This window comes from Pseudomonas sp. B6(2017) (assembly GCF_002112765.1).
Lineage (GTDB): Bacteria > Pseudomonadota > Gammaproteobacteria > Pseudomonadales > Pseudomonadaceae > Aquipseudomonas > Aquipseudomonas piscis.
On sequence record NZ_NEIQ01000006.1, the window covers coordinates 229,409 to 249,797 of the forward strand.

At 65.4% G+C, this 20,389-nt stretch carries 20 protein-coding genes and 1 pseudogene; 13 read left to right on the forward strand and 8 right to left on the reverse strand.

Translation table 11 applies throughout. The features are described from left to right. Positions 1–27: 27 nt before the first annotated feature. Together CAG11_RS12270 and CAG11_RS12275 are read right to left on the reverse strand one after the other, a co-directional pair. Positions 28–606, reverse strand: coding sequence for an antibiotic biosynthesis monooxygenase (locus tag CAG11_RS12270; RefSeq protein WP_085596538.1), 579 nt, complete (start codon positions 604–606; stop codon positions 28–30). A gap of 111 nt (positions 607–717) precedes the next feature. Continuing rightward, positions 718–1,359, reverse strand: a complete 642-nt coding sequence (locus tag CAG11_RS12275) for a hydrolase (protein WP_068586830.1) — start codon at positions 1,357–1,359, stop codon at positions 718–720. Between the two features lie 158 nt (positions 1,360–1,517). Here CAG11_RS12275 and CAG11_RS12280 point away from each other — a divergent pair, with 158 nt between their 5' ends. The 6 genes and pseudogenes from CAG11_RS12280 to CAG11_RS12305 all read left to right on the forward strand — a co-directional run bounded on the left by CAG11_RS12280 (position 1,518) and on the right by CAG11_RS12305 (position 7,443). Next, on the forward strand, positions 1,518–2,411 hold the full coding sequence (locus CAG11_RS12280; protein WP_085596539.1) for a LysR family transcriptional regulator: 894 nt from the start codon (positions 1,518–1,520) through the stop codon (positions 2,409–2,411). Positions 2,412–2,487: 76 nt separating this feature from the next. Next, a pseudogene (locus tag CAG11_RS12285) lies at positions 2,488–3,148 on the forward strand (isoprenylcysteine carboxylmethyltransferase family protein). Between the two features lie 624 nt (positions 3,149–3,772). Continuing rightward, positions 3,773–5,137 (forward strand): glutamine synthetase family protein, encoded by a 1,365-nt coding sequence (locus tag CAG11_RS12290; protein WP_085596540.1) that lies wholly within the window; start codon positions 3,773–3,775, stop codon positions 5,135–5,137. A 78-nt stretch (positions 5,138–5,215) separates the two neighbouring features. Beyond that, positions 5,216–6,529 carry an FAD-binding oxidoreductase gene (locus CAG11_RS12295; protein WP_085596541.1) on the forward strand — a complete coding sequence of 438 codons (1,314 nt, stop codon included), beginning with the start codon at positions 5,216–5,218 and terminating at the stop codon, positions 6,527–6,529. 66 nt (positions 6,530–6,595) lie between these two features. After that, positions 6,596–6,982: a GFA family protein gene (locus CAG11_RS12300; protein ID WP_068586767.1), complete on the forward strand. Its 387-nt coding sequence runs from the start codon at positions 6,596–6,598 to the stop codon at positions 6,980–6,982. After that, positions 6,979–7,443 carry a hypothetical protein gene (locus CAG11_RS12305; RefSeq protein ID WP_085596542.1) on the forward strand — a complete coding sequence of 155 codons (465 nt, stop codon included), beginning with the start codon at positions 6,979–6,981 and terminating at the stop codon, positions 7,441–7,443. Before CAG11_RS12300 ends, CAG11_RS12305 begins: the two co-directional genes overlap by 4 nt. 131 nt (positions 7,444–7,574) lie before the next feature. On the opposite strand, the gene nadE is transcribed toward CAG11_RS12305, so the two are convergent. Genes nadE through CAG11_RS12320 form a run of 3 tightly spaced genes read right to left on the reverse strand, consistent with a single transcriptional unit; the run spans position 7,575 to position 10,308 of the window. Next, on the reverse strand, positions 7,575–8,420 hold the full coding sequence (nadE, locus tag CAG11_RS12310; RefSeq protein WP_085596543.1) for an ammonia-dependent NAD(+) synthetase: 846 nt from the start codon (positions 8,418–8,420) through the stop codon (positions 7,575–7,577). A 1-nt stretch (position 8,421) separates the two neighbouring features. Then, entirely contained in the window at positions 8,422–9,651 is a 1,230-nt protein-coding gene (pncB, locus tag CAG11_RS12315) for a nicotinate phosphoribosyltransferase (RefSeq protein WP_085596544.1), read from the reverse strand. 9 nt (positions 9,652–9,660) lie between these two features. Next, positions 9,661–10,308, reverse strand: a complete 648-nt coding sequence (locus tag CAG11_RS12320) for a nicotinamidase (protein WP_085596545.1) — start codon at positions 10,306–10,308, stop codon at positions 9,661–9,663. Between the two features lie 184 nt (positions 10,309–10,492). Between CAG11_RS12320 and CAG11_RS12325 the strand changes: the two genes are divergently transcribed. From CAG11_RS12325 to CAG11_RS12335, 3 genes are read left to right on the forward strand one after another with little or no spacing between them, the layout of a single operon-like run. Further along, the gene (locus CAG11_RS12325; RefSeq protein ID WP_085596546.1) at positions 10,493–11,038 is read left to right on the forward strand and encodes an adenylyltransferase/cytidyltransferase family protein; all 546 of its coding nucleotides are present in this window, start codon (positions 10,493–10,495) and stop codon (positions 11,036–11,038) included. A 1-nt stretch (position 11,039) separates the two neighbouring features. Continuing rightward, the gene (locus CAG11_RS12330) at positions 11,040–11,747 is read left to right on the forward strand and encodes an NUDIX hydrolase (protein ID WP_022643812.1); all 708 of its coding nucleotides are present in this window, start codon (positions 11,040–11,042) and stop codon (positions 11,745–11,747) included. Between the two features lie 5 nt (positions 11,748–11,752). Further along, the gene (locus tag CAG11_RS12335; RefSeq protein ID WP_085596547.1) at positions 11,753–12,259 is read left to right on the forward strand and encodes an NUDIX hydrolase; all 507 of its coding nucleotides are present in this window, start codon (positions 11,753–11,755) and stop codon (positions 12,257–12,259) included. Here the strand turns inward: CAG11_RS12335 and CAG11_RS12340 are convergent. Then, positions 12,256–13,161, reverse strand: coding sequence for a LysR family transcriptional regulator (locus tag CAG11_RS12340; RefSeq protein ID WP_022643810.1), 906 nt, complete (start codon positions 13,159–13,161; stop codon positions 12,256–12,258). The genes CAG11_RS12335 and CAG11_RS12340 overlap by 4 nt on opposite strands. Positions 13,162–13,264: 103 nt before the next feature. On the opposite strand from CAG11_RS12340, the gene CAG11_RS12345 reads away from it, so the two are divergent. Beyond that, positions 13,265–14,437, forward strand: coding sequence for an aspartate aminotransferase family protein (locus tag CAG11_RS12345; RefSeq protein ID WP_085596548.1), 1,173 nt, complete (start codon positions 13,265–13,267; stop codon positions 14,435–14,437). A gap of 81 nt (positions 14,438–14,518) precedes the next feature. On the opposite strand, the gene CAG11_RS12350 is transcribed toward CAG11_RS12345, so the two are convergent. Further along, positions 14,519–15,055, reverse strand: a complete 537-nt coding sequence (locus CAG11_RS12350; protein ID WP_085596549.1) for a DUF4174 domain-containing protein — start codon at positions 15,053–15,055, stop codon at positions 14,519–14,521. 662 nt (positions 15,056–15,717) lie between these two features. On the opposite strand from CAG11_RS12350, the gene CAG11_RS12355 reads away from it, so the two are divergent. The 3 genes from CAG11_RS12355 (at position 15,718) to CAG11_RS12365 (ending at position 19,081) form a co-directional block, all read left to right on the forward strand. Continuing rightward, positions 15,718–16,707, forward strand: a complete 990-nt coding sequence (locus CAG11_RS12355) for a response regulator (protein ID WP_085596550.1) — start codon at positions 15,718–15,720, stop codon at positions 16,705–16,707. A gap of 3 nt (positions 16,708–16,710) precedes the next feature. Beyond that, positions 16,711–17,658 carry a sensor domain-containing diguanylate cyclase gene (locus CAG11_RS12360; protein WP_085596551.1) on the forward strand — a complete coding sequence of 316 codons (948 nt, stop codon included), beginning with the start codon at positions 16,711–16,713 and terminating at the stop codon, positions 17,656–17,658. Between the two features lie 103 nt (positions 17,659–17,761). Further along, positions 17,762–19,081, forward strand: a complete 1,320-nt coding sequence (locus CAG11_RS12365) for a YncE family protein (protein WP_085596552.1) — start codon at positions 17,762–17,764, stop codon at positions 19,079–19,081. Between the two features lie 15 nt (positions 19,082–19,096). Here CAG11_RS12365 and CAG11_RS12370 read toward each other — a convergent pair whose 3' ends face one another. After that, complete coding sequence (locus CAG11_RS12370; protein WP_085596553.1) at positions 19,097–20,215, reverse strand: saccharopine dehydrogenase NADP-binding domain-containing protein; 1,119 nt, start codon at positions 20,213–20,215, stop codon at positions 19,097–19,099. Positions 20,216–20,389 lie beyond the last annotated feature (174 nt).

Sequence of the window (20,389 nt, forward strand, 5' to 3'; positions counted from 1 at the left end):
GCATGGCTCCGATTGAAGCGAAAAGGTTCAGGCCGCACCGCGCGGTTGCAGCCAGCGGCTGAACAGGCGGGTGACCCGAGGCATGAAAACGTAGACCACCAGCAGCACGATGCTCAGGGTGATCAGCACATTGGCTGGCACGTAACCGCCAAGCCAGGGCAGCCGGGCGAACAGCGGCTTCCACAGCTGCGGCACGAGGAAGGTCAGCGGCAGGATCACCAGGAAGGTCACGCAGGCTTGCTTCCAGCGCGGCGGCGGGGCCGGCGCGGCGCTGTCCTGGGGGGTGAACCAGAACTCGCGCTCGACATTGACCTCGGTCTGGTCGCCATCGGCCAGCAGATGCTGGGCCTGCTGCACCAGTTGCCGGCGGTCGGTGGAGTCCAGCCAGTCTTGCAACTGCTTGGTGCTGGCAAAGCGCAGCACGCTGGTGAAGAGCCCGAGGCCGCCGCTGTGGCCGCGCACCACATCGATCCCCAGGTGCCCCGGATAACTGCGGGCCTTGGCGATGATCTGCCGCAGCCAGGTCTCATAGGCCTGCTCCTGCCCCTTCTTGATGCGGTGGCGCACCAGCAGGGTGACCACGCCATCGGTAAGTTCAATATTCATCTGCGACTCCACACTGCCAGGAGAAGGAACAACGGCGGGGAGCGACTCGCCCCATGCCGCACAATCTCGAAAACCGCCGCCCAAGCGCCTTGGCGCTGCGGCGGCCAGAGACTACAAGCGGCGCTGCCCGGCCTTGTGCACCATGCTGTAGGCGTAATCGACCCCCATGCCATAGGCACCGCTGTGCTCCAGCACCAGGGCCATGACCGCGTCGTAGGTATCCTTGCGGGCCCAGTCGCGCTGGTACTCGAGCAGCACCTGCTGCCAGGTCACCGGCACCGCGCCGGCCTGGACCATGCGCTGCACCGCCATGTCGTGGGCTTCCTGGCTGGTGCCGCCGGAGGCATCGGTGACGATGTACACCTCATAGCCCTCGGCCAACGCCTCCAGGGCCGGGAAGGTCAGGCAGACCTCGGTCCACAGCGCCGCCATCACCAGCTTCTTGCGCCCGGTGGCCTGCACGGCCGCCACCAGGTGGCGATCCTCCCAGGAGTTCATCGAAGTCCGCTCGATGGGCTGTTGCTCGGGAAACACCGCCAGCAGCTCCGGCCAGATGTAGCCGCTGAAGCTCTCGGTCTCCACCGAGGTGAGGATGCTCGGTACGTTGAAGATCCTGGCGGCCTTGGCCAGGGCCACGGTGTTGTTCTTCAGGGCCTGGCGGTCGATCGATTGCACGCCGAAGGCCATTTGCGGCTGGTGGTCGATCAAGATCAGGGCCGAGTTGTTCGGGGTGAGCAGTTCACGAATGGACATGGCGCGTTCCTTTTGCAGTCAGGGTGAAGGGCGAACATGACCGGCTGATGGCGCTGGGAGCGTCCTGCGGGGCCGGCTTGGTGGTTAATCTAGGCCTTGGCTGAAACAGGAACAATTCCCTAAAATCGAGAATCATTGATTCCGAAATAGGGACAATCATGGATCGTATCGAATGCATGCGCGCCTTCGTCGCCACCGTCGACGAAAGCGGTTTTGCCGCCGCCGCACGGGCGATGGATGTGCCCCGCTCCAAGGTCAGCAAGCAGATCCAGGCCCTGGAGGAAAGCCTCGGCGTGCAACTGCTGCAGCGCACCACCCGCAGCCTGCGCCTGACCGAGACCGGCGCCGAGTACTACGAATCCGCCCGTGAAGTGCTGGCAGCGGTGGACGAAGCCGAGCAGCGAGCCCGGGACGGCAACGCCGAGCTGCGCGGAGTCTTGCGGGTCAATGCGCCGATGTCCTTCGGCCTGCGCCGGCTCGGACCACTGGTGCCGCTGTTCCATGAATTGCATCCGCTGATCGAATTGCAACTGGTGCTCAGCGACCAGCAAGTGGACCCGGTGCGCGGCGGCTTCGACGTGACCCTGCGGATCGCCAGCCTGGCGGATTCCTCCCTGGTGGCCCGGCAACTGGCGCCGGCCCCACGGATCATGGTGGCCTCCCCCGCCTACCTGGAACGCGCCGGCGTGCCGCTCCAGCCCAAGGACCTGGGCAGCCACCGGTTTCTCGGCTACGGCTACCTGCAAAGTGGCGTCAGCCTGCAGTTGAGCCATGGCAGCGATACCCAACGGGTGCATGTGACCGGGCCCCTGCACGCCAACAATGGCGACCTGCTGGCCCAGGCGGCGGAGGCTGGAATGGGGATCGCCCTGCTGCCGGACTTCATCGTCGAAGAGGCCCTGGAGGCAGGACGCCTGGTACCGGTGCTGTGCCAGTGGCAGGCGCCGCCCATCAGCATCAACGTGGTCTACCCTTCAGCCCGGCGAGTACCGCAGAAGACCCGGGCCTTCATCGACTTCCTGGTGAGCCGGCTGGCCCAGCCCAGCGCCTGAACCGGACCAACGCACACCTGGCCGAGCCAGCACGCTCCTACACTCAAGGGAGGTTCCTGATGCTTGTGCGGTCATCATGAAAATCTCTTCTCGACTGGCCATCTCCAGCCTGCTGGGTGCCCTGGCCTACCTTGGCCTGGCGATCTGGGGGACGCGGCGGCTTCGCGGCGTTCTTCGCCCACCCGGCGCTGGCCCTGGTCGCCATCGCCACCTTGCTGATGGTGCTGGCCTCGCTGTACAGCGAGGTCAACCTCAGCAGCGGCGAACAGGAAGACCGGGGCAATCGCTGGGTGCTGCCGGTGTTCGGCCTGATCGGCCTGGCGAGCGGTTTCCTGCCGGCCTATTGCGATCGCCTGGAGTTCTGGACCTTTGGCGGCGAGGCCCTGCGCTGGCTCGGCGCACTGCTGTTCATCGCCGGTGGCGCCTTGCGCCTGTGGCCGGTGTTCATCCTCGGCCGGCGCTTCAGCGGCTTGGTGGCCATCCAGCCCGATCACCGCCTGGTGACCGACGGCCTGTATCGCCATTTGCGCAACCCCAGCTACCTCGGTTTGCTGGTCAATGCGGTGGGGTGGGCCCTGGCCTTTCGTTCCGGGCTGGGGCTGTTGCTGGCGGCCCTGACCCTGGTGCCGCTGATTGCCCGGATCCACGCCGAAGAAGCGCTGCTACGCGAGCATTTCGGCCAGCCCTACGAGGACTACTGCGCCCGCAGCTGGCGCTTGTTGCCCGGCCTCTACTGAAATGCCGTAAAAAAAATCAGACACCCTTGCCAAGGCCAACGCCCCGCTCTAGCCCGGGACTTGGCAGCGGTTCCCTGGCGGCTCGCCGGGGCTGGCTGGCCCCACCACCCCCTTACATTGGCCAAAGGATTCTTGCAGTATGGGTTCGCCTCGGGGCTTGCTGCCCCAGGGGCACCCGGAAGAACAAGCACAACGAACTCGACAGCGAGATCACCGGCCGATGTACCTCTCGAACCCGTACCACGGATTCACCAGCCCCGCTCCCACGGCTTGCAGCCAGGGTCGCATGGGCATGGCCGTCACACAGGGTTCGCTGCCTGCTCGCCACCTTAGCCACTTCCCCCATCCCCCTCATGAGGTCCATGAGGGTCGCGCTGCCGCCATCGGTTATTACCTGCTGGACAGGTCCTGCCCATGAAGCTCCTGGTCAACCTGCCCATGGCCCTGTGCCGTTCCCGCCTGCGCCACTCCTCACGTCCTCCGGATCACTCGCTCCTGGGCTGATCGCGCAACGTTGCGCATCCCCCCTCCAGACCTGTTTTGCGTCCCTGCGAACGCCCCATGCGTGGTGTCGTCGCAGGACCTGAAAACCTGTGCGCCCTGAAGGCGCAAGCGAGAACGACAATGAATTTTGCCGCCCCCGAAGAGGCCCGTGATTTCCTGGCCGCCAACCCTGATATCGACATGATCGAGCTGTTCATCCTCGATGCCAACGGCGTGCCCCGAGGCAAGCTGCTGCACCGCGAGGAACTGCTGGCGGTGTACGAAAGCGGCCGCCCCCTGCCCAGCACCATCCTCGGCCTGACTCTCAATGGCGACGACGTGGAGAACTCCGGACTGGTGTGGGACGTGGGCGATATCGACTGCCGAGCCTACCCACTGGCGGGCAGCCTGGTGCGCCTGCCCTGGCGCCAGATCCCCACTGCCGCGGTGCAGGTCAGCATGCACCCGCAAGAGGGCATGCCCGCCAGCATCGCCGACCCGCGCCACCTGCTGATCAAGGTCATCGACCGGCTCAAGGCCGACGGTTATTACCCGGTGATGGCCTGTGAGCTGGAGTTCTACCTGCTGGACGCCAGGCGCGACGGCAATGGCCGCCCACAGCCAGCGCTGGATGCCGACGGCGGCCGACCGCGTACCACCCAGGTCTATGGCCTGCGGGAACTGGAACAGATCGAACCCTTCCTCGCCGACCTCTATGCCGCCTGCAAGCTGCAGGGGATTCCGGCCCGCACGGCGATTTCCGAGTACGCCCCAGGCCAGGTGGAGATCACCCTGGAGCATGGCGACGCCCTCGCCGCCATGGACCAGGCCGTGCGCTACAAGCGCCTGGTCAAGGCCGTGGCCCACCAGCATGGAATGCAGGCCACCTTCATGGCCAAGCCCTTCGACCACCTGGCCGGCACCGGCATGCACATGCACGTGAGCCTCGCCGATACCGCCGGCAACAACCTGTTCGCCGACCAGGACCCGGCCGGCACCCCGCTGCTGCGCCAAGCGGTGGGCGGCATGCTCGCCTCGCTGCTGGACTCGTTGCTGCTGTTCTGCCCCAACGCCAACTCCTACCGGCGCTTCCAGGCCAACAGCTATGCGCCGCTGGCCCCCACCTGGGGCGTCGATAACCGCACCGTGAGCCTGCGGGTTCCCGGCGGTCCGGCCAATAGCCGGCACATCGAACATCGCATTTGCGGCGCCGATGCCAACCCCTACCTGGCCGCCGCGGCGATCCTCGCCGCAGTCCATCGCGGCCTGGATGAACAACTCGACCCGGGTGATCCGGTGCAGGGCAACGGTTATGCCCAGGCCAAGGAGCTGTTGCCCACCGACTGGCTGACCTCGCTCACCGCCCTGGAACGCTCGACCTGGGCCCGCGAGGCCCTGGGCGACGAATTCCTCGGGGTGTACCTGGCGGTCAAGCGCGCCGAGTACCGCCAGTTCATGGCCGAGGTCGGCGAGCAGGACTGGCGCTGGTACCTGACCCAGGCCTGAGCCCCTGCGGGCAACCCGACTTGCTGGCCGCTGCCTACCAGCAGCGGCCCGGTTCATTCTTTTGCGAGGAGTTCCCCCATGACCGCCGCCTTCGATCCGCGGACCCCGGCAGCCGAGCGCTGCCCCAGCTACTACAGCGCCACCCTCAACCAGGAAACCCGGTACCCGACCCTGCAAGGCAGCCAGCAGGTGGACGTGGTGATCATCGGTGGCGGCTTCACCGGCGTTGCCAGCGCCGTGGAGCTGGCCGAGCGCGGCCTGAAGGTGGCCATCGTCGAGAGCCACAAGATCGGCTGGGGCGCCAGCGGGCGCAACGGTGGCCAGGTCACCGGCAGCCTGTCCGGCGATGCCGCCATGCGCAAGCAGATGCGCCGCAGCCTGGGCGACGAGGTGGATGACTTCATCTGGCACCTGCGCTGGCGCGGGCACCAGATCATCCGCCAGCGGGTGGAGAAATACGCCATTGCCTGCGACCTCAAGCACGGCCACCTGCATGCCGCCTACAAGCCCGGGCACCTGGCCGAGTTGCGCGCCGCCTACGACGAAGCAGTAGAGCGTGGCATGGGCGACGAGGTCAGCCTGCTGGACCGCGAGCAGGTCCGCGGCCTGCTGGAAAGCGATCTCTACCACGGCGCGATCAAGAACACCCGCAACCTGCACCTGCATCCGCTGAACCTGTGCATCGGCGAGGCCCGCGCCGCCGAAAGCCTCGGCGCGCTGATCTTCGAACACAGCCCGGTGCTGGAGATCGTCCATGGCCCGCAGCCGGCGGTAGTAACCGCTCAGGGCCGCATCGAGGCCCGCCAGGTGTTGCTGGCCGGCGACGTCTACCACAAGCTCGAGCCCGGGCAGCTCAAGGGCAAGATCTTCCCGGCCATGGGCGGCATCGTCACCACCGAGCCCCTGGGCGACCTGGCCCGGCGCCTGAACCCCGAGGACCTGGCGGTGTACGACTGCCGCTTCGTCCTCGACTACTACCGGATGACCGCCGACGGTCGCCTGCTGTTCGGCGGCGGCGCCAACTACAGCGGCAAGGATTCGCGGGATATCGCCGGCGAGCTGCGGCCGTGCATCGAGCGTACCTTCCCGGCGCTCAAGGGCGTGGCCATCGACTTCCAATGGAGCTGCGCCATGGGCATCGTGATCAACCGCATCCCGCAACTGGGCAAGCTCTCGGACAACGTCTGGTACTGCCAGGGCTACTCCGGGCATGGCGTGGCCACCAGCCACATCATGGGCGAGATCATGGCCGAGGCCCTGACCGGCCACCTGGGCCGCTATGACACCTTCGCCGCCTGCCAGCACATCCGCGTGCCGTTCGGCGACCAACTGGGCAACCCGATGCTGGCCGCTGGCATGTGGTATTACCAGATGCTGGAAAAACTGCGCTGAAGCCAGTCGGAGGGCATGCTAGATTCGCCCTCCAGCCACTACGGCACACCCTGGAGGAGGACCAGCATGAGCGCAGAGATGTACCAGGGCGGCTGCCTGTGCGGGCAGATTCGCTTCGAGGCCCGGGGGCCTGCCGCCAATCCCCATACCTGCTCGTGCAAGCTGTGCCAGCGCCATAGCGGCGCCCTGACCCTGGCCTGGGTCGAGTTCCCCCGCGAGCGGGTGCGCTGGACTGGCCCGGGCGGCGCACCGAGCACGTTCAGGTCGTCGGACTATTCCAGCCGGGCGTTCTGTGCCCAGTGTGGCAGCTCCCTGGGCGCCATCGACGACGCCCCCACGGTCGCCCTGCTGCTGGGGACGTTCGACAGCAACAACCGCAAGGCGCTGATGCCCACCCACCACTCCTACAAGAGCCAGCGACCGCGCTGGTGGCACGCCGGAGAAACGCCATGAACCCAGGCAGCGGCTACGACAAACTGGCGACGAATATCTGGACCTGGTACGGCCAGGACCAGTACCGCTGGCTCATCCTCCTGGGCGAACTGGGACCGGCCCTGGAGTTCCTGGCCATGGATGCGGACCAGCAACGGGTGGAGATCGGTTGCTGCGCGGAATGCAACCTGTGGTCCGATCAGCTGGATTACCTGGAGCGTTTCGTGCGGGATTTCCCGGCACGACTGGACCCGGCCCTGCACCAGCACCTGCAAGCCTTGTTGACGGCCTGTGAAGGGCTGAGCCCGGAAGCCTACGGCATGACGCTCGAGGACAATGGTTTCGAACACCGGCAATGGCAGCCATTGCGCCAGGCGGCCCAGCAAGCGCTGGAGGACCTGGGCTGGCCCGAGGCAAGGGAACATATGCCCGAGCTGGTCGCCGATTGCCGTGTGGCCCTGGACAAGTGGCGCGATGGTTGAAACCGCGTGTAGCCGCTGACGCAGGCTCGGCACGAGCCACATCTGGATATCCGAAATTTGCCTGATGTACCCCATCGCCAGGTGTGGCGGGCGCTGCGCACCCGATCGCAGCCTCGCCCGCTCGACAGCGGTTAAAGGGACCGGGTATGTGGCGCCGGAGTGCGGGGCAAGGCGCGCTTGTGGGCGGTGCGCTGGTAGGCGTTTTCGATCAGTTGGCGCACGGTGTCGGGTACGGGCTGGCCCATCAGGTAGGCGTCGATTTCCTCGTAGCTGCACCCATAGGCGTCCTCGTCCAGCTTGCCCGGCGCCAGTTCCTCCAGGTCCGCAGTGGGCGCCTTGCGCACCAGGTGCCCAGGCGCGCCAAGGGCATCGGCCAGCAGCCGCACCTGGGTCTTGGTCAGGCTCGACAACGGCGCCAGGTCGCAAGCGCCGTCGCCGTACTTGGTGAAGAAGCCCATCAACGCCTCGGCACCATGATCGGTACCCACCACCAGGCCATTGCTCAGGTTGGCCACCGCGTACTGGGCCAGCATCCGGGCCCGGGCCTTGACATTGCCCTTGGTGAAATCCGTGAGTGCCGCCGAAGGTTCCAGGCCGTCGAGCTGCACCTCACGCATCAAGCCATCGACGCTGTCGGCGATATTGCAGGTGCTGATCTCATCGGGGCGGATGAATTCCAGGGACGCCTGGGCGTCGTGTTCATCCGCCTGGTGGCGATACGGCAGGCGCATGGCAATGAAACGCACCCCATGGCCGGCCTCGCGCATCTGCTCCACCGCCAGCTGGCACAGGCGCCCGGCCACCAGGGAATCGACGCCGCCGCTGATGCCCAGCACCAGGCTGTGGCAACCGGAATCACCCAGGACCTGCTGGATGAATGCCACGCGGCGGGCAATCTCGGCAGGCTCGCCGCCAGCGACCAGTTGCCGGTCGATGCCCAGTTCCCGGGCGATACGTTCTTGGGTCGGATGGGTCATGTCAGGCCTCCAGGGGCGAGTTGGCAAGATCGACGTTGAATACCTGCGCCGCATAGCGAAGGAAGGATGGGTCTTCGCAGACGTTCTTCACCGGGTCGTCGGAGAACTTCACCACCGGCTCGCCATGCACCCGCACCAGCTTCATCACGATGCTCAGCGGTTCCACGCCCTCCACATCGCAGGCCAGGCTGGTGCCCATGCCAAAACCGAAGCGGGCCTGGCCGCGCACATGACGCAGGATCGGCAGGCATTTCTCGAAGTTCAGGCCGTCGGAGAACATCAGGTCCTTGCTCCGCGGATCGATACCCAGTTCCCGGTAGCGGGCCAGGACCTTGTCGGCCCAGACCAGCGGGTCCCCGGAATCCTGGCGCAGGCCGTCATACAACTTGGCGAAGTACAGGTCGAAATCCTTGAGGAAGAAGTCGGTGCTGATGCAGTCGGTCAAGGCGATGCCCAGGCGCCCGCGATACTCGCGCACCCAGTTCTCCAGCGCGGCGTTCTGGCTTTCCCGCAGCCGTCCCAGTTGCTGGTGCACCATCAGCCATTGGTGGGCCATGGTGCCGATCAGCGGCAGGTCGAACTCGTAGGCCAGGTGCGCATTGCTGGTGCCGACGAACACCCCGGGAAAATCACTGTGCATGATTTTCACCACTTCGCGCTGGGCCTTGAACGACAAGCGCCGGCGGGTGGAGAAGTCCGAGACCCGCAATTCGGCGAGTTCATCGCGGCTGGCATTCTTCTCCAGCCATTCGAACTTCTGGTAGAGCCGGCGAGTGACGTCCGCCAGTTCGACATCCGGATATTTGTCGCGATTGCGCAGCTCGCTGACCATGGCCAGCACCGGTTGCTCGAACATGATGCAATGCAGCATCGGGCCACGGACGCGGATGCTCAACTGACCCTCGACGGCGGCCACATGGATGTAGCGCAGGTTGAAGCGGAACAGCCCGAGGAACTGCTCGAAATCAGGGGTCAGGTATTCGCGAAAACGCTTGTTGAACAAAAAGCGCTGCTCGCCTTCGCGCATCTGCAGGTCGGCCAGTTTCTCCAGCTCCTGGCGGATCTCGGGGATCAGGTGCACCAGGGACTCTTTGGAGCGAACGATGAACTGGTACTCGACCTCGACATTGGGGTGCTGGTGCAGCACCGCCTGCATCATGGTGAAGGTGTAGTAGTCGGTGTCCAGCAGGCTCTGGATCACGCCGTTGTCGCGGTCAAATGCACTTTCCATGGTGACTCCTCAAACGCTGGCCAGGCTGGCGGTTTCTTCGCGGGTCGCGGCTATCGCGATACCGGCTTGCTGCATGTCGGCGATGGCCTGGGTGGCGCCCTCGGCGCTGATGGCCCGGCACGCCGGCAGGTGGATGATCACCTTGAAACCGGCAGCGGCCAGTTGCAGGGCGGTGGTCTTGACGCAGAAGTCCAGGGCCAGGCCGCCAACGATGACCCGCTGCACGCCCTGGCTCTTGAGGTACTCGATGACCCCGGTGGAGAGCTTGCCGTGCAGGTCGTGGTAGCAGGCGCCGTAGGGGTGCAGGTCCGGCTCCACGCCCTTCCACACGAAGTAGTCGTAGTCATAGGGGCTGGGCAATTCGTCCAGCAGGGTGAAGCCCTCGGTGCCTGGAACGCAGTGGCTGACCCAGGTCAGGTCGGCGTGTTCCAGGCCTGTGGGCTGCAGCATCTGCTCGTGCCCGGCCACCACCCAGGGAGCCTGGGGACTGTGGGCGTCCTTGCTGCCAACGCGCAGGCTGGCCAGGGTCGCCATGAAGTTGAGCTCACCACCGATGCGGTCGCCCTCGGCCACCGGCAACTCGTCCGGGCACAGCGGGGTGAAGCTCTTTTGCGCATCGACATCGAAAGAAGCGGTCTTCATCGTTTGGCTGTTCATGCTGGGTCTCTCCTCTGCATGGAGCACAAAGTACACGTCATGTACTTTTGTGGCAATCCCCCCTGCTCCAGTTTTTTTCAGTGCCTCCAGATCGATCACAAATTAAATAATCGCCTCAAACAGCAGTTGCAGCAGGGCAATGCAGTGGTAAAGTACACGTCATGTACTAAATGAGGATTAGCCGATGTTCGAACTGGCCCTGTATGGCGGCGCTTTCAATCCGCCCCACGCCGGACACGCCCAAGTGATGCTCGAGGCTGCTCGCCATGCCCGGCGCGTCCTGGTGGTGCCCAGCTTCCGCCACCCCGACGGCAAGCGCATGGCCGACTTCGAACAACGCGCACTCTGGTTGCAGGCCATCACCGGACACTTGCAAGCGCAATGCCCGGCCGAGCTGGCGGTGAGCCGCCTGGAGCAGACACTGGCGCTGGCCGATCCCGGCCCGGTGTACAGCATCACCCTGCTCGAGCGCCTGGCCGACGACCTGGCCCTGGAGGGCAAGCGCATCGCCCTGGTGGTCGGTGAAGATGTGGCACAGCAGCTGCCCAGGTTCCATCGCGGCCAGGAGTTGCTGCAGCGCTTTTCCATCCTGCGCATCGAGGAACAGCCCGGCGTGCGCAGCACGGTCTTGCGCCAATGCCTGGCTCGTGGCGAAACACCGCCCAGCCAGTGGCTGGCTCCGGGGATGAATCCGCTAAACTACGGCCTCTACGCCGTCCACGGAAGTTGATATGCACGACCGCCCCACCCTCGCCAACGCCTACCTGCACACCATCGACCTGTGCCTGTTGCGCTACAACCGTGACAGCGGCGAACTGGACATCCTCCTGCACCAGCGGGACAGCGAGCCCTTCGCCGGGCACTGGGCGCTGCCCGGGATCGTGGTCAACGGCGATGTCGAGGACCGCAGCCTGAACGACGCGGTGGAACGCCTGCGCCGCTCGAGCAAGGTGGACATGCCCCTGGCCTGGCTGGAACAGGTGGGCACGGTGGGCGATGCCTTCCGCGATCCGCGCTGCTGGTCGTCCTCGACCTTCTACCTGGGGATCGCCAGCGAACCCGTGCAGCCTGGCCCGCAGCAAGGTTTCTTCAGCTTGCGGGAAGTGGCCAGCGGCGCCTTCAAGCTGCCCTTCGACCACAACAGCCTGGTGGCCCAGGCCCATGAACGACTGCTGTCCAAATCCTTGTACAGCAGCCTGCCGCTGATGTTCCTCGGCAACGAATTCAGTGCCCCCGAGGCCGTGGCGATCTTTTCCACCGTGCTGCAACGCCCGGTGCTCAAGACCAGCATCCGCCAACGCCTGCTGAAGATGAGCGAAGCCGGCTACCTGCGCGACACCGGGCGCAAGAAGAGCGGCGACGGCGGCCGCCCCCAGGCGACCCTGGACAACCTCAAACCCGAGCAGGTGTACCTGTTCGATCGCTGCTTCCTGGAGTGACCCACATGAGTTCGAACCCCGATAACCAGTGCCTGCTGCAAACCCCCTATTTCAGGGTGGTCCGTGAGCAGGGCTACTTCATCATCAAGGAGGCCCAGGCGGTGAACGGCGTGGTCGCCATACCGACCCTGGCCGATGGCCGGCTGATGCTGGTCGACCTCAGGCGCCGGGCCATCGGCGGCCAGTCCATCGAGTTTCCACGAGGGGCCATCGATGCCGGCGAAAGCCCCTGCGCTGCCGCCGCCCGTGAACTGCTGGAGGAAACCGGCTGGCAGGCATCGCAGGTGCGCCAGCTGGGATTGCTGCACAGCAACACCTCGCTGATCGCCAGTGCCGTTGCCGTGTGCCAGGTGGAAATCGCCGAGCAGCAGGCCGGCGCCACCGATGGCGAAGTGGACAAGGTGCTGTGGGTCAGCCGCCAGGAACTGCTGGCGATGATCGCCGCCGGGCGCATCACCGACGGCCATACCCTGTCGGCGGCGATGATGCTGCTGGCCCACGAAGCGAGCTAGGGGCGCCCCCACTTCTCCAGGGCGAACTCGACGAAACTGCGCAGCTTGGGCAACCGGTAGCGGTCCTGGGCATAGAGCAGGTGCATCGCCCGCAGCGGCAGCTGGTAGTCCTGCAACACGGCCACCAGCCGCCCCTGGCGCAGGTCTTCCTCCACCAGCGCATCGGGCATCATCACGATCCCCAACCCGCCCCGCGCCGCGCGATGCAGGCCGGAGGACGTATTGGCCAGCAATGAGCCGGACACCGGTATCAGCACATCCCCCTCGGGCCCGTGCAAGGGCCACTGGGTCGCGGTGGAACTCCACTCGTCTCCCGCCGGAAAGGCGAAGGCCAGGCAGTTGTGCTGCGCCAGGTCCTCGGGCACCTGCGGGGTGCCATGGTGCTCCAGGTATTGCGGCGCGGCGCAGATGGTCAGGGTGTAGTCCTGCAATGGCCGGGCGATCAGTGCATTGGTGTCCAGGTTGCCCAGGCGGATGGCCACGTCGAAGGTGCCATCGGTGAGGTCGAAGCGCTGGTTGGCCAGGTTCAGCTCGACCTTGACCTCCGGGCAGCGCTGGCGGAATTCACTCAGGGCCGGCGCCAGGCGCTCGGTGCCGAACGTCACCGGCGCGGTGATGCGCAAGGTCCCGGACGGCGTGCCCTGGGCCTGCTCCGCCAAGTGCTCGGAGTCGGCCACCAGACCCAGCACCGCCAGGCAACGCTGGTAATACTCGGTGCCGAACTCGGTCAGGCGCTGGCGGCGAGTGGTGCGGTTGAGCAGGCGCACCCCCAGGCGTTGCTCCAGGGCCCGCAGGTGATTGCCCACCATGGTGGTGGAAAGGCCGCACTCCCGGGCGGCGGCGGTCATGTTCCCCGCCTCCACCACCTTGACGTACACCGACATCGCCTGGAACAGATCCATTATCAAGCCCTGCTTCAAGATGATTAAAGATCTGCCGAGTTTATCTAGCCTGGCTGGCTAACGATACTGGCGACACCCCCACCCGTGATGGAAGTGAACCGCCATGAGCGCCGCCCTGATGAGTACCTACCAGCCTTTGTCCCTGAACTTCAGCAAAGGCCTGGGCACCCGCCTCTGGGACCAGGCCGGCCGCGAATACCTGGACGCCATCGCCGGCGTGGCCGTGACCGGTGTAGGCCATTCCCACCCGCGCCTGGTCAGCGCCATCAGCGAGCAGGCCGGACTGCTGCTGCACACCTCCAACCTGTACAGCATCGACTGGCAGCAGCGACTGGCGGGCCGGCTGACGGCGCTGGCCGGCATGGACCGGGCGTTCTTCAATAACTCCGGGGCCGAGGCCAACGAAACCGCACTGAAACTGGCGCGCCTGCATGGCTGGTACAAGGGCATCGAGCAACCGCTGGTGGTGGTGATGGAGAACGCCTTCCACGGCCGTACCCTGGGCACCCTGTCGGCCAGCGACGGGCCGGCGGTACGTCTGGGCTACGGGCAATTGCCCGGGGATTTCCTCAAGGTGCCCTTCGGTGACTTGGCGGCCCTGGAGCAGGCCGCCAGCCGCCATGGCGCGCGCATCTGCGCGGTGCTGCTGGAGCCGATCCAGGGCGAGAGCGGCATCCAGCTGGCACCAGCAGGTTATCTGAAGGCACTGCGCGAGCTGTGCTCCCGGCGCAACTGGCTGCTGATGCTCGACGAGATCCAGAGCGGTATCGGTCGCACCGGCCGCTGGTTCGCCTGCCAGCACGAAGACGTGGTGCCGGACGTGATGACCCTGGCCAAGGGCCTGGGCAACGGCATCCCCATCGGCGCTTGCCTGGCCCGGGGCAAGGCCGCGCAACTGTTCACCCCCGGCAGTCATGGCAGTACCTTCGGCGGCAATCCCCTGGCCTGCCGGGTGGCCTGCACGGTACTGGAGATCATCGAGGAACAGGGCCTGCTGGCCAACGCCGAACGCCAGGGCGCGTTGCTGCTCAAGCTGTTGCGCGAGGAACTGTCGGGGCATCCGCAGGTGCTGGAGATTCGTGGCCTGGGCTTGATGATCGGGCTCGAACTGCGGCATCCGGCTCCGGACCTGGTGCAGGCTGCCGCCCGGGATCATGGGCTGCTGATCAACGTCACCCGGGGCAAGACCATTCGCCTGCTGCCACCTTTGGTGATCGATGAGGACGAGGTACGAACGATCGTCCAGGCATTGCGCCAGTTGCTGGATCGCCCATGAGCGCCTGCGGGAAACATCCCGCTGCGCGGAGCAATGCCGGGGGCTACCGCAGTTAGCTCCCGGCAGGTGCTGACACCTGGCTCAGTCGTCCAGGGCCTGGGGCGCCGCTGCGGGCTTGGCCTGCTTGCCAGCCTTGGCATTGGCTGGCTTGGCCTGGGGTTCCGGCGCCGGGGCCGGGGCGGCCGCCTGCTTCTCGGCCGCCGGCAATTGATCGATGGCGCTGAACACGTCCTTGAGTTCGATGGCCCCGGAATGCTCCAGCTTCTTCTCGCCATCCTTGCCCACCAGGATCACCTTGGTCTGGGCCCCCGCGCCCAACTTGAGGCTGCGGATCAGGGCCATGGTGGATTGCGGGTCGATGTCCTTGCCATCGCGCTGGCCGATGGTATTGAGCACCGTGTACAGGACCATGTTGCGTTCGTTGAAGGCCTGGCGATTGGCCGGTTCCTCGAGGGACTTCTTCAAGCTCACCAGGGTCGGGTCGACGCTGCTGGGGGCGATCACGATCAATGGCCGTGATTTGCCCAGGTCCTGGGCCAGTGGGCCATCGTTGTCGGCAGCCAGGACGGGGCCTGCGACAGCGAGCAGAGTTGCGAGGGTCAATGACCGAATGAACATGCGTCTCTCCTTATATTTTCCACGCAGTAATGATTGCGCATTGCGGGAAAAGGTCCAGGCCACGACTCAAAATCTGACATTTTTCTAACCCCGGCACCCGCGGCCCGGCTGGGCCACGCCAGGCGGCGCAGGACCGCCGACACGCTTGCCAATCGACTCCCCGCCTTCTGTAACAGCAGCGAAACCTGCCTGGCCACTACTACCTGGCGTAGTCTTCAAGTGCTTCTCGAATAACAGCCTGCAATATCACATCCCTAATTCTTCGCCCCGACAAGCACACACACTTGCGACAACTAACCAACCAGTCCTGAACGCTTTAAAGTTATTTACGAAGTGTCATTTTCTAAACGCCAGAAAACAGTCATTAACGAACCGGTTCATTTAACTAGAGGGGCCACTCTTCGGCGCCACCGCCGCTCCACCTAGCTGTCGACAAGCAGCGCCAGGCCTGACGCAAGTTATACAAGCGCCTCCAGGCAACTACACCGAACAATGATCTGGAACAAACAACCCGATTACCCACTACTTGTTCTTTCATTATCCGTCGCTCTATAGTTCGGCGCGGCACGGACAGCCCGTAACAAACACAATACAAACGGCAACTCGTTACATTCCCGAACACTATCCAACTGCGGATTTATTCGAATGAGCGTCCGATCCCGATGATTCCCCTCCTCGTCTGCGACGATTCGAGCATGGCCAGGAAGCAGGTGCTGCGTACCCTGCCCGGCGAATGGCGGGTATCCGTGACCCAGGCCTGCAATGGCCGCGAAGGGCTGGAGGCATTGCGCAAGGGACTGGGCAAGGTGGCGCTGCTGGACCTGACCATGCCGGTGATGGACGGCTACCAGGTGTTGAGCGCCGTGCAGGAAGAAGGCATCGACACGCAGATCATCGTCATCTCCGGCGACGTGCAAGAGGAAGCGGTACGCCTGACCCGGGAGCTGGGTGCCCGGGCATTCCTCAAGAAACCTTTCGATCCCCAGCAACTGCGCAGCCTGCTCCACGAGCTGGAGCTCCTGGACAACGGGCGCAGCAAGCCGGTGCCCGATCCGTCGCCGGCACCGGTGGTGACCTTTCGCGATGCCTTTCGCGAGACTGTGAACGTCTCCATGGGCTACGCCGCGGCACTGATCGCCAAGGTCCTGGATGTGTTCGTGCACCTGCCGGTCCCGCACGTCAACATCCTGGAGGCCGGGGAACTGCAGATGCTGCTGACGGACGCCAATCGCTCGCGGCAACTGACCGCCATCTGCCAGAGCTACATCGGCAGCGGCATCGCCGGCGAGGCGCTGCTGATATTCCATGATTCCTCGGTGGCCGACATCGCCCAGTTGATCGAACAGGGCACCGACCCCTACCAGGAAATGGAAGTGCTGATCGACCTGTCCAGCGTGCTGATCGGTGCCTGCCTGAGCAGCATCGCCGAGCAACTGGACGTGTTCTTTTCCGTGGGTCATCCCCAGGTACTCGGGGAGCACACCGCCATCGACGAGCTGATCGTGCTCAACCAGCAACGCTGGAAGAACACCCAGGCCGTGGAGATCAGCTACAGCCTGGATGAGCAGAACATCCACTTCGACCTGCTATTGCTGTTCACCGAGGACTCCCTGGCCCTGCTGGAACAGAAACTCGCCTACCTGATGAGTTGAACCATGCCCAAACGAATGGATTTCAGTGAACTGCACTGGCTGCTGGCGGTGGTCCACGGCATCGACGTGGGAATCGTCGTGCTGGACCTCGAATGCCGGGTCCAGGTGTGGAACAGCTTCATGGAGAACCGCTCCGGCGTGGCCTCCAAGCAGGCCATCGACCGCTCGTTCTTCGAGCTGTTCCCGGAAGTGGAGCGCCCCTGGTTCAGCCGCAAGGTCGGGCGGGTGGTGGCCCTCGGCACGCCGGCCTTCACCATCTGGAAACAACGGCCGTACCTGGTGCGCTTCAAGAACTACCAGCCGATCACCGGCCAGGGCGAGTTCATGTACCAGAACACCACGCTGCTGCCCCTGCGCTCGTCCAATAGCGAGATCCACCACGTGTGCCTGGTGATCTACGACCTCACCGACGTGGCGATCAACAACCTGGGGCTGCAGAAGGCCAACCAGCAACTGCAACAGCTGTCGCGCACCGACCACCTGACCCAGCTCTACAACCGGGGCCACTGGGAACAGCGCCTGCAATTGGAATATGCCCGCCACGACAGGACCACCGCCCTGCTGATGCTGGACATCGACCACTTCAAGTCGATCAACGATCGCTACGGCCACCAGGCCGGCGACGCGGTGATCAAACGCCTCTCGGAGCTGATCCACCAGCACCTGCGCGACAGCGACGTGGCCGGGCGCTACGGCGGCGAGGAGTTCGCCATCCTGCTACCGCGCACCGACCTGGACGGCGCCCATGCCCTGGCCGAGCGCCTGCGCCAGGCGGTGGAGCAACAGGCCGTGGTCCACCACGGCCAGAGTATCGCCTTCACCATCAGCCTGGGCATCGCCTGCCTGGATCACACCGCCCGCGACCACCGCTGCCTGGTCGAATGGGCGGACCGCGCGCTGTACGCCTCCAAGCATGCCGGACGCAACCGGATCAGCACCCACGCCGCCTGAGCCGCCCGGTAAAAAAATCCCTCGGGGCGAGGAGAAATTCCCGGCCTTGGCGGTCAATCCGCAGTCCACTTGCCTGCCCGCGCTATTAAGGAGTGCCACGCGCATGTCTCGATCCACGCCGCAACAGAACGCCCAGGAACAATGGCACAACGCCGTGCACCGCTATGCCCAGGACATCAACCGCTATGTCGAGACCGGCATGCGTGAAGGCTGGGACAACCTGCAAGAGCCCTACCTGCCACCCACCGAGCACCTGCTACCGGCCTGGCAGGCAGCCCTGGAAGAGAACAACGCGGCCCCCTGGGACCCAGCCACGCGCCAGGCTTTTCGCCAGGCCTGGCCGCCGGCGCACTTTCCCCTGACGCCACGCCTGGACGACCAGGGCCAGATGATCCCGGCCCTCGCCCTGCTGGCCGACGGCAGCCTGCTGGCGCGGATCGGCGCGCCCTACGAGGCGGGCTCGGTGGTGCACATCGACAACGATCGCGTCCGGACCCTGGACCGGGTGGAGTACTTCGGCGCCTGCCCGCAGCGCCGCTACTTCGCCTGGGCCCGGGCTGAAGGCATCCAGGTCACCGACGGTTGGGACGGCCCACAGGTGGCGAGCTTCGCCTGGCCCGAGCGGCTCGCCGGATTGCCCGCGGACCTGAAGCTGCGCGAACGCGCCACTCCCAGCCGCCTGATCCCCTTCCCCGACGGCCAGCGGGTGCTGCTGGTCAGTGCCGATGGCATCTTCGTCCTCCATGCCGGTGGCGCCACCCGCCTGCTGCGCAACCTGGAAGAGCTGCGCCAGGACTTGGCCAAGGGAGTCGCCGCCGAGGACCTCAACCTGGACCTGGACATGGAGCACGGGGCGATTTCAGCCGACGGCCAGTGGATCGCCGTGGGCGAGCAAAGCAGTTCGCACCTGGTGTTCGATGCCCAACTGCAGCAAGTGGCCGAGATCGGACCCGGCAGCGAATACCCGCACTTCGCCTGCTTCAACCAGCGCGGCGACCGCCTGCTGCTCAATGCCTGCCACTTCTACAGCGGTGCCAGCCTGGGCGTCGCGGTGGCGGACCTGCCGGGGCTGGCCACCGACTTCTACAGCGACGACCCACGCACACCGGTGCTGCAGGAGGGTGCCCGGGTATACGCCGCGGCCTCGCGGGGCGACGAGTTCATCATCGGCGATGCCTACGGTTACCTGCGGGCCTTCAGCGAAACCGGCGAGGAGCGCTGGCAGCACTACGTCGGCTCGACCCTGTGCGCCATGGACATCAGCCCCGACGGCCAGACCCTGGTGGCCGCCACCTACGCCGGGATCATCGTGCGCATCGAACTGGACCGTGGCCGCCCGGACTGGCAGATCGGCACCGGCGCGCACCACGAAGTGCAGCGCTGGCTGTTCTGGAAGGACCTGGCCAAGCCGCTTCTATGGTGAAAAAGCTCAGCCCGGCTAACGCGAGAACTCGACCTGCATCTGCAGGTTGGCCGGATCGTCGATGGCTTGCAGGTACTGCTCCAGGCTGACCTCACCGGCACAGGCGCGAGCCCCCGGGAGCAGCGGCTGGCCATCGAGCACCTTGAGGATCACCGCCACCGCTGCGCAGCTGGGGATCTCCGGGCCATGATCGTTGGCGGCGGTCAGTTGCGCTCTCATCGACAACGGCTGGCCGTCCTGGCCCAGGCCATGGACATCGACGTACATGGCGCTCAAGCCATCGCCCAGCCACTCGAACCAGGTTCCGCAGCGATGCAGGCGCGTAGCCCAGGGCGCCGGGTCGCGCACCAGCCCCAGCTTCACCGCCTGGGCCAGCAAGGCATTGGCCAGCCCGGCGACCTTGAGCCCGGCACCCGCCTTGAACGACAGGGTATGGGCGCCATAACGGGCGGCGAACAGATCCAGGTCCGGCACATCGACATTGGCCACCAAGCGTGTGCCCAGCCTTGGCAGCTTGCGCAGGGTCAGGCCCTGCCAGCCGATCACCGGGTGCGGCCGGCCGTCCTTGAGCTGCAGGATCGGCCGGCCGGCATAGGCCAGGACGCCGAGGATGGTGGACAGCCCCGGCATCTTCGCCGAGGAGGAAATGCCATGTTCGATACGTTCGATCCGGGAAAAACGCTGGCGATGCTCATCGATGATCGCCGTCGACAGGGTCGGCACCGAGCTGCAGCCGCTGAGTACCACCACCCCGGCGGCCCGGGCCTGGGCATCGAGGGCCGCGATGCCGGCGACGAACTGGCGACAGTCGGCCAGGTCGCAGTAATTGACCCCGGCCTCGATACAGCCGCGCGCCACGGCATGGGATTGCCCCTGGAACGGTCCACCGGTGTGGATCACCCAATCGATCTGCAGGCGCTTGAGCGCCGGTGCCCACTCCTCGCCCATGGCGTCGCCGCACCAGCCTTCGCAGGGCTGGCCGCCCTCCGCGCGCAAGGCCTGGACCTTGGCCTCCAGGCGGGCCGGGTCACGTCCGGAAACCACCAGGTGCAAGCCCCGACGGTGGATCAGGTAGCGGCAGATGATGCTGCCAAAATTGCCATAACCACCGACCACCAACACTCTGAGCGTCATTACCTGCATCCCTGAAATAAATACGTTGCGCCGCTGGATGAGCGGACCTTGCGGCGCGGCAGCTTCCGCGATTTGCCCTGGAGCGACAAGTGCCGGCAGCCGCCGGATACCTTCCGGCGAGGGCCCGACAGGGCCGTGCGGAACACTTGTAACATTAAGTTGCTAAAAAATTGC

Coding starts and splice junctions, on each gene's coding strand:
- nadE (WP_085596543.1), bottom strand. CDS start 8,420: ATGACCCATCCGACCCAAGAACGTATCGCCCGGGAACTGGGCATCGAC.
- CAG11_RS12280 (WP_085596539.1), top strand. CDS start 1,518: ATGGATCGTATCGAATGCATGCGCGCCTTCGTCGCCACCGTCGACGAA.
- CAG11_RS12290 (WP_085596540.1), top strand. CDS start 3,773: ATGAATTTTGCCGCCCCCGAAGAGGCCCGTGATTTCCTGGCCGCCAAC.
- CAG11_RS12365 (WP_085596552.1), top strand. CDS start 17,762: ATGTCTCGATCCACGCCGCAACAGAACGCCCAGGAACAATGGCACAAC.
- CAG11_RS12345 (WP_085596548.1), top strand. CDS start 13,265: ATGAGCGCCGCCCTGATGAGTACCTACCAGCCTTTGTCCCTGAACTTC.
- CAG11_RS12325 (WP_085596546.1), top strand. CDS start 10,493: ATGTTCGAACTGGCCCTGTATGGCGGCGCTTTCAATCCGCCCCACGCC.
- CAG11_RS12355 (WP_085596550.1), top strand. CDS start 15,718: ATGATTCCCCTCCTCGTCTGCGACGATTCGAGCATGGCCAGGAAGCAG.
- CAG11_RS12330 (WP_022643812.1), top strand. CDS start 11,040: ATGCACGACCGCCCCACCCTCGCCAACGCCTACCTGCACACCATCGAC.
- CAG11_RS12360 (WP_085596551.1), top strand. CDS start 16,711: ATGCCCAAACGAATGGATTTCAGTGAACTGCACTGGCTGCTGGCGGTG.
- CAG11_RS12275 (WP_068586830.1), bottom strand. CDS start 1,359: ATGTCCATTCGTGAACTGCTCACCCCGAACAACTCGGCCCTGATCTTG.
- CAG11_RS12320 (WP_085596545.1), bottom strand. CDS start 10,308: ATGAACAGCCAAACGATGAAGACCGCTTCTTTCGATGTCGATGCGCAA.
- CAG11_RS12295 (WP_085596541.1), top strand. CDS start 5,216: ATGACCGCCGCCTTCGATCCGCGGACCCCGGCAGCCGAGCGCTGCCCC.
- CAG11_RS12270 (WP_085596538.1), bottom strand. CDS start 606: ATGAATATTGAACTTACCGATGGCGTGGTCACCCTGCTGGTGCGCCAC.
- CAG11_RS12370 (WP_085596553.1), bottom strand. CDS start 20,215: ATGACGCTCAGAGTGTTGGTGGTCGGTGGTTATGGCAATTTTGGCAGC.
- CAG11_RS12350 (WP_085596549.1), bottom strand. CDS start 15,055: ATGTTCATTCGGTCATTGACCCTCGCAACTCTGCTCGCTGTCGCAGGC.
- CAG11_RS12340 (WP_022643810.1), bottom strand. CDS start 13,161: ATGGATCTGTTCCAGGCGATGTCGGTGTACGTCAAGGTGGTGGAGGCG.
- CAG11_RS12335 (WP_085596547.1), top strand. CDS start 11,753: ATGAGTTCGAACCCCGATAACCAGTGCCTGCTGCAAACCCCCTATTTC.
- CAG11_RS12305 (WP_085596542.1), top strand. CDS start 6,979: ATGAACCCAGGCAGCGGCTACGACAAACTGGCGACGAATATCTGGACC.
- pncB (WP_085596544.1), bottom strand. CDS start 9,651: ATGGAAAGTGCATTTGACCGCGACAACGGCGTGATCCAGAGCCTGCTG.
- CAG11_RS12300 (WP_068586767.1), top strand. CDS start 6,596: ATGAGCGCAGAGATGTACCAGGGCGGCTGCCTGTGCGGGCAGATTCGC.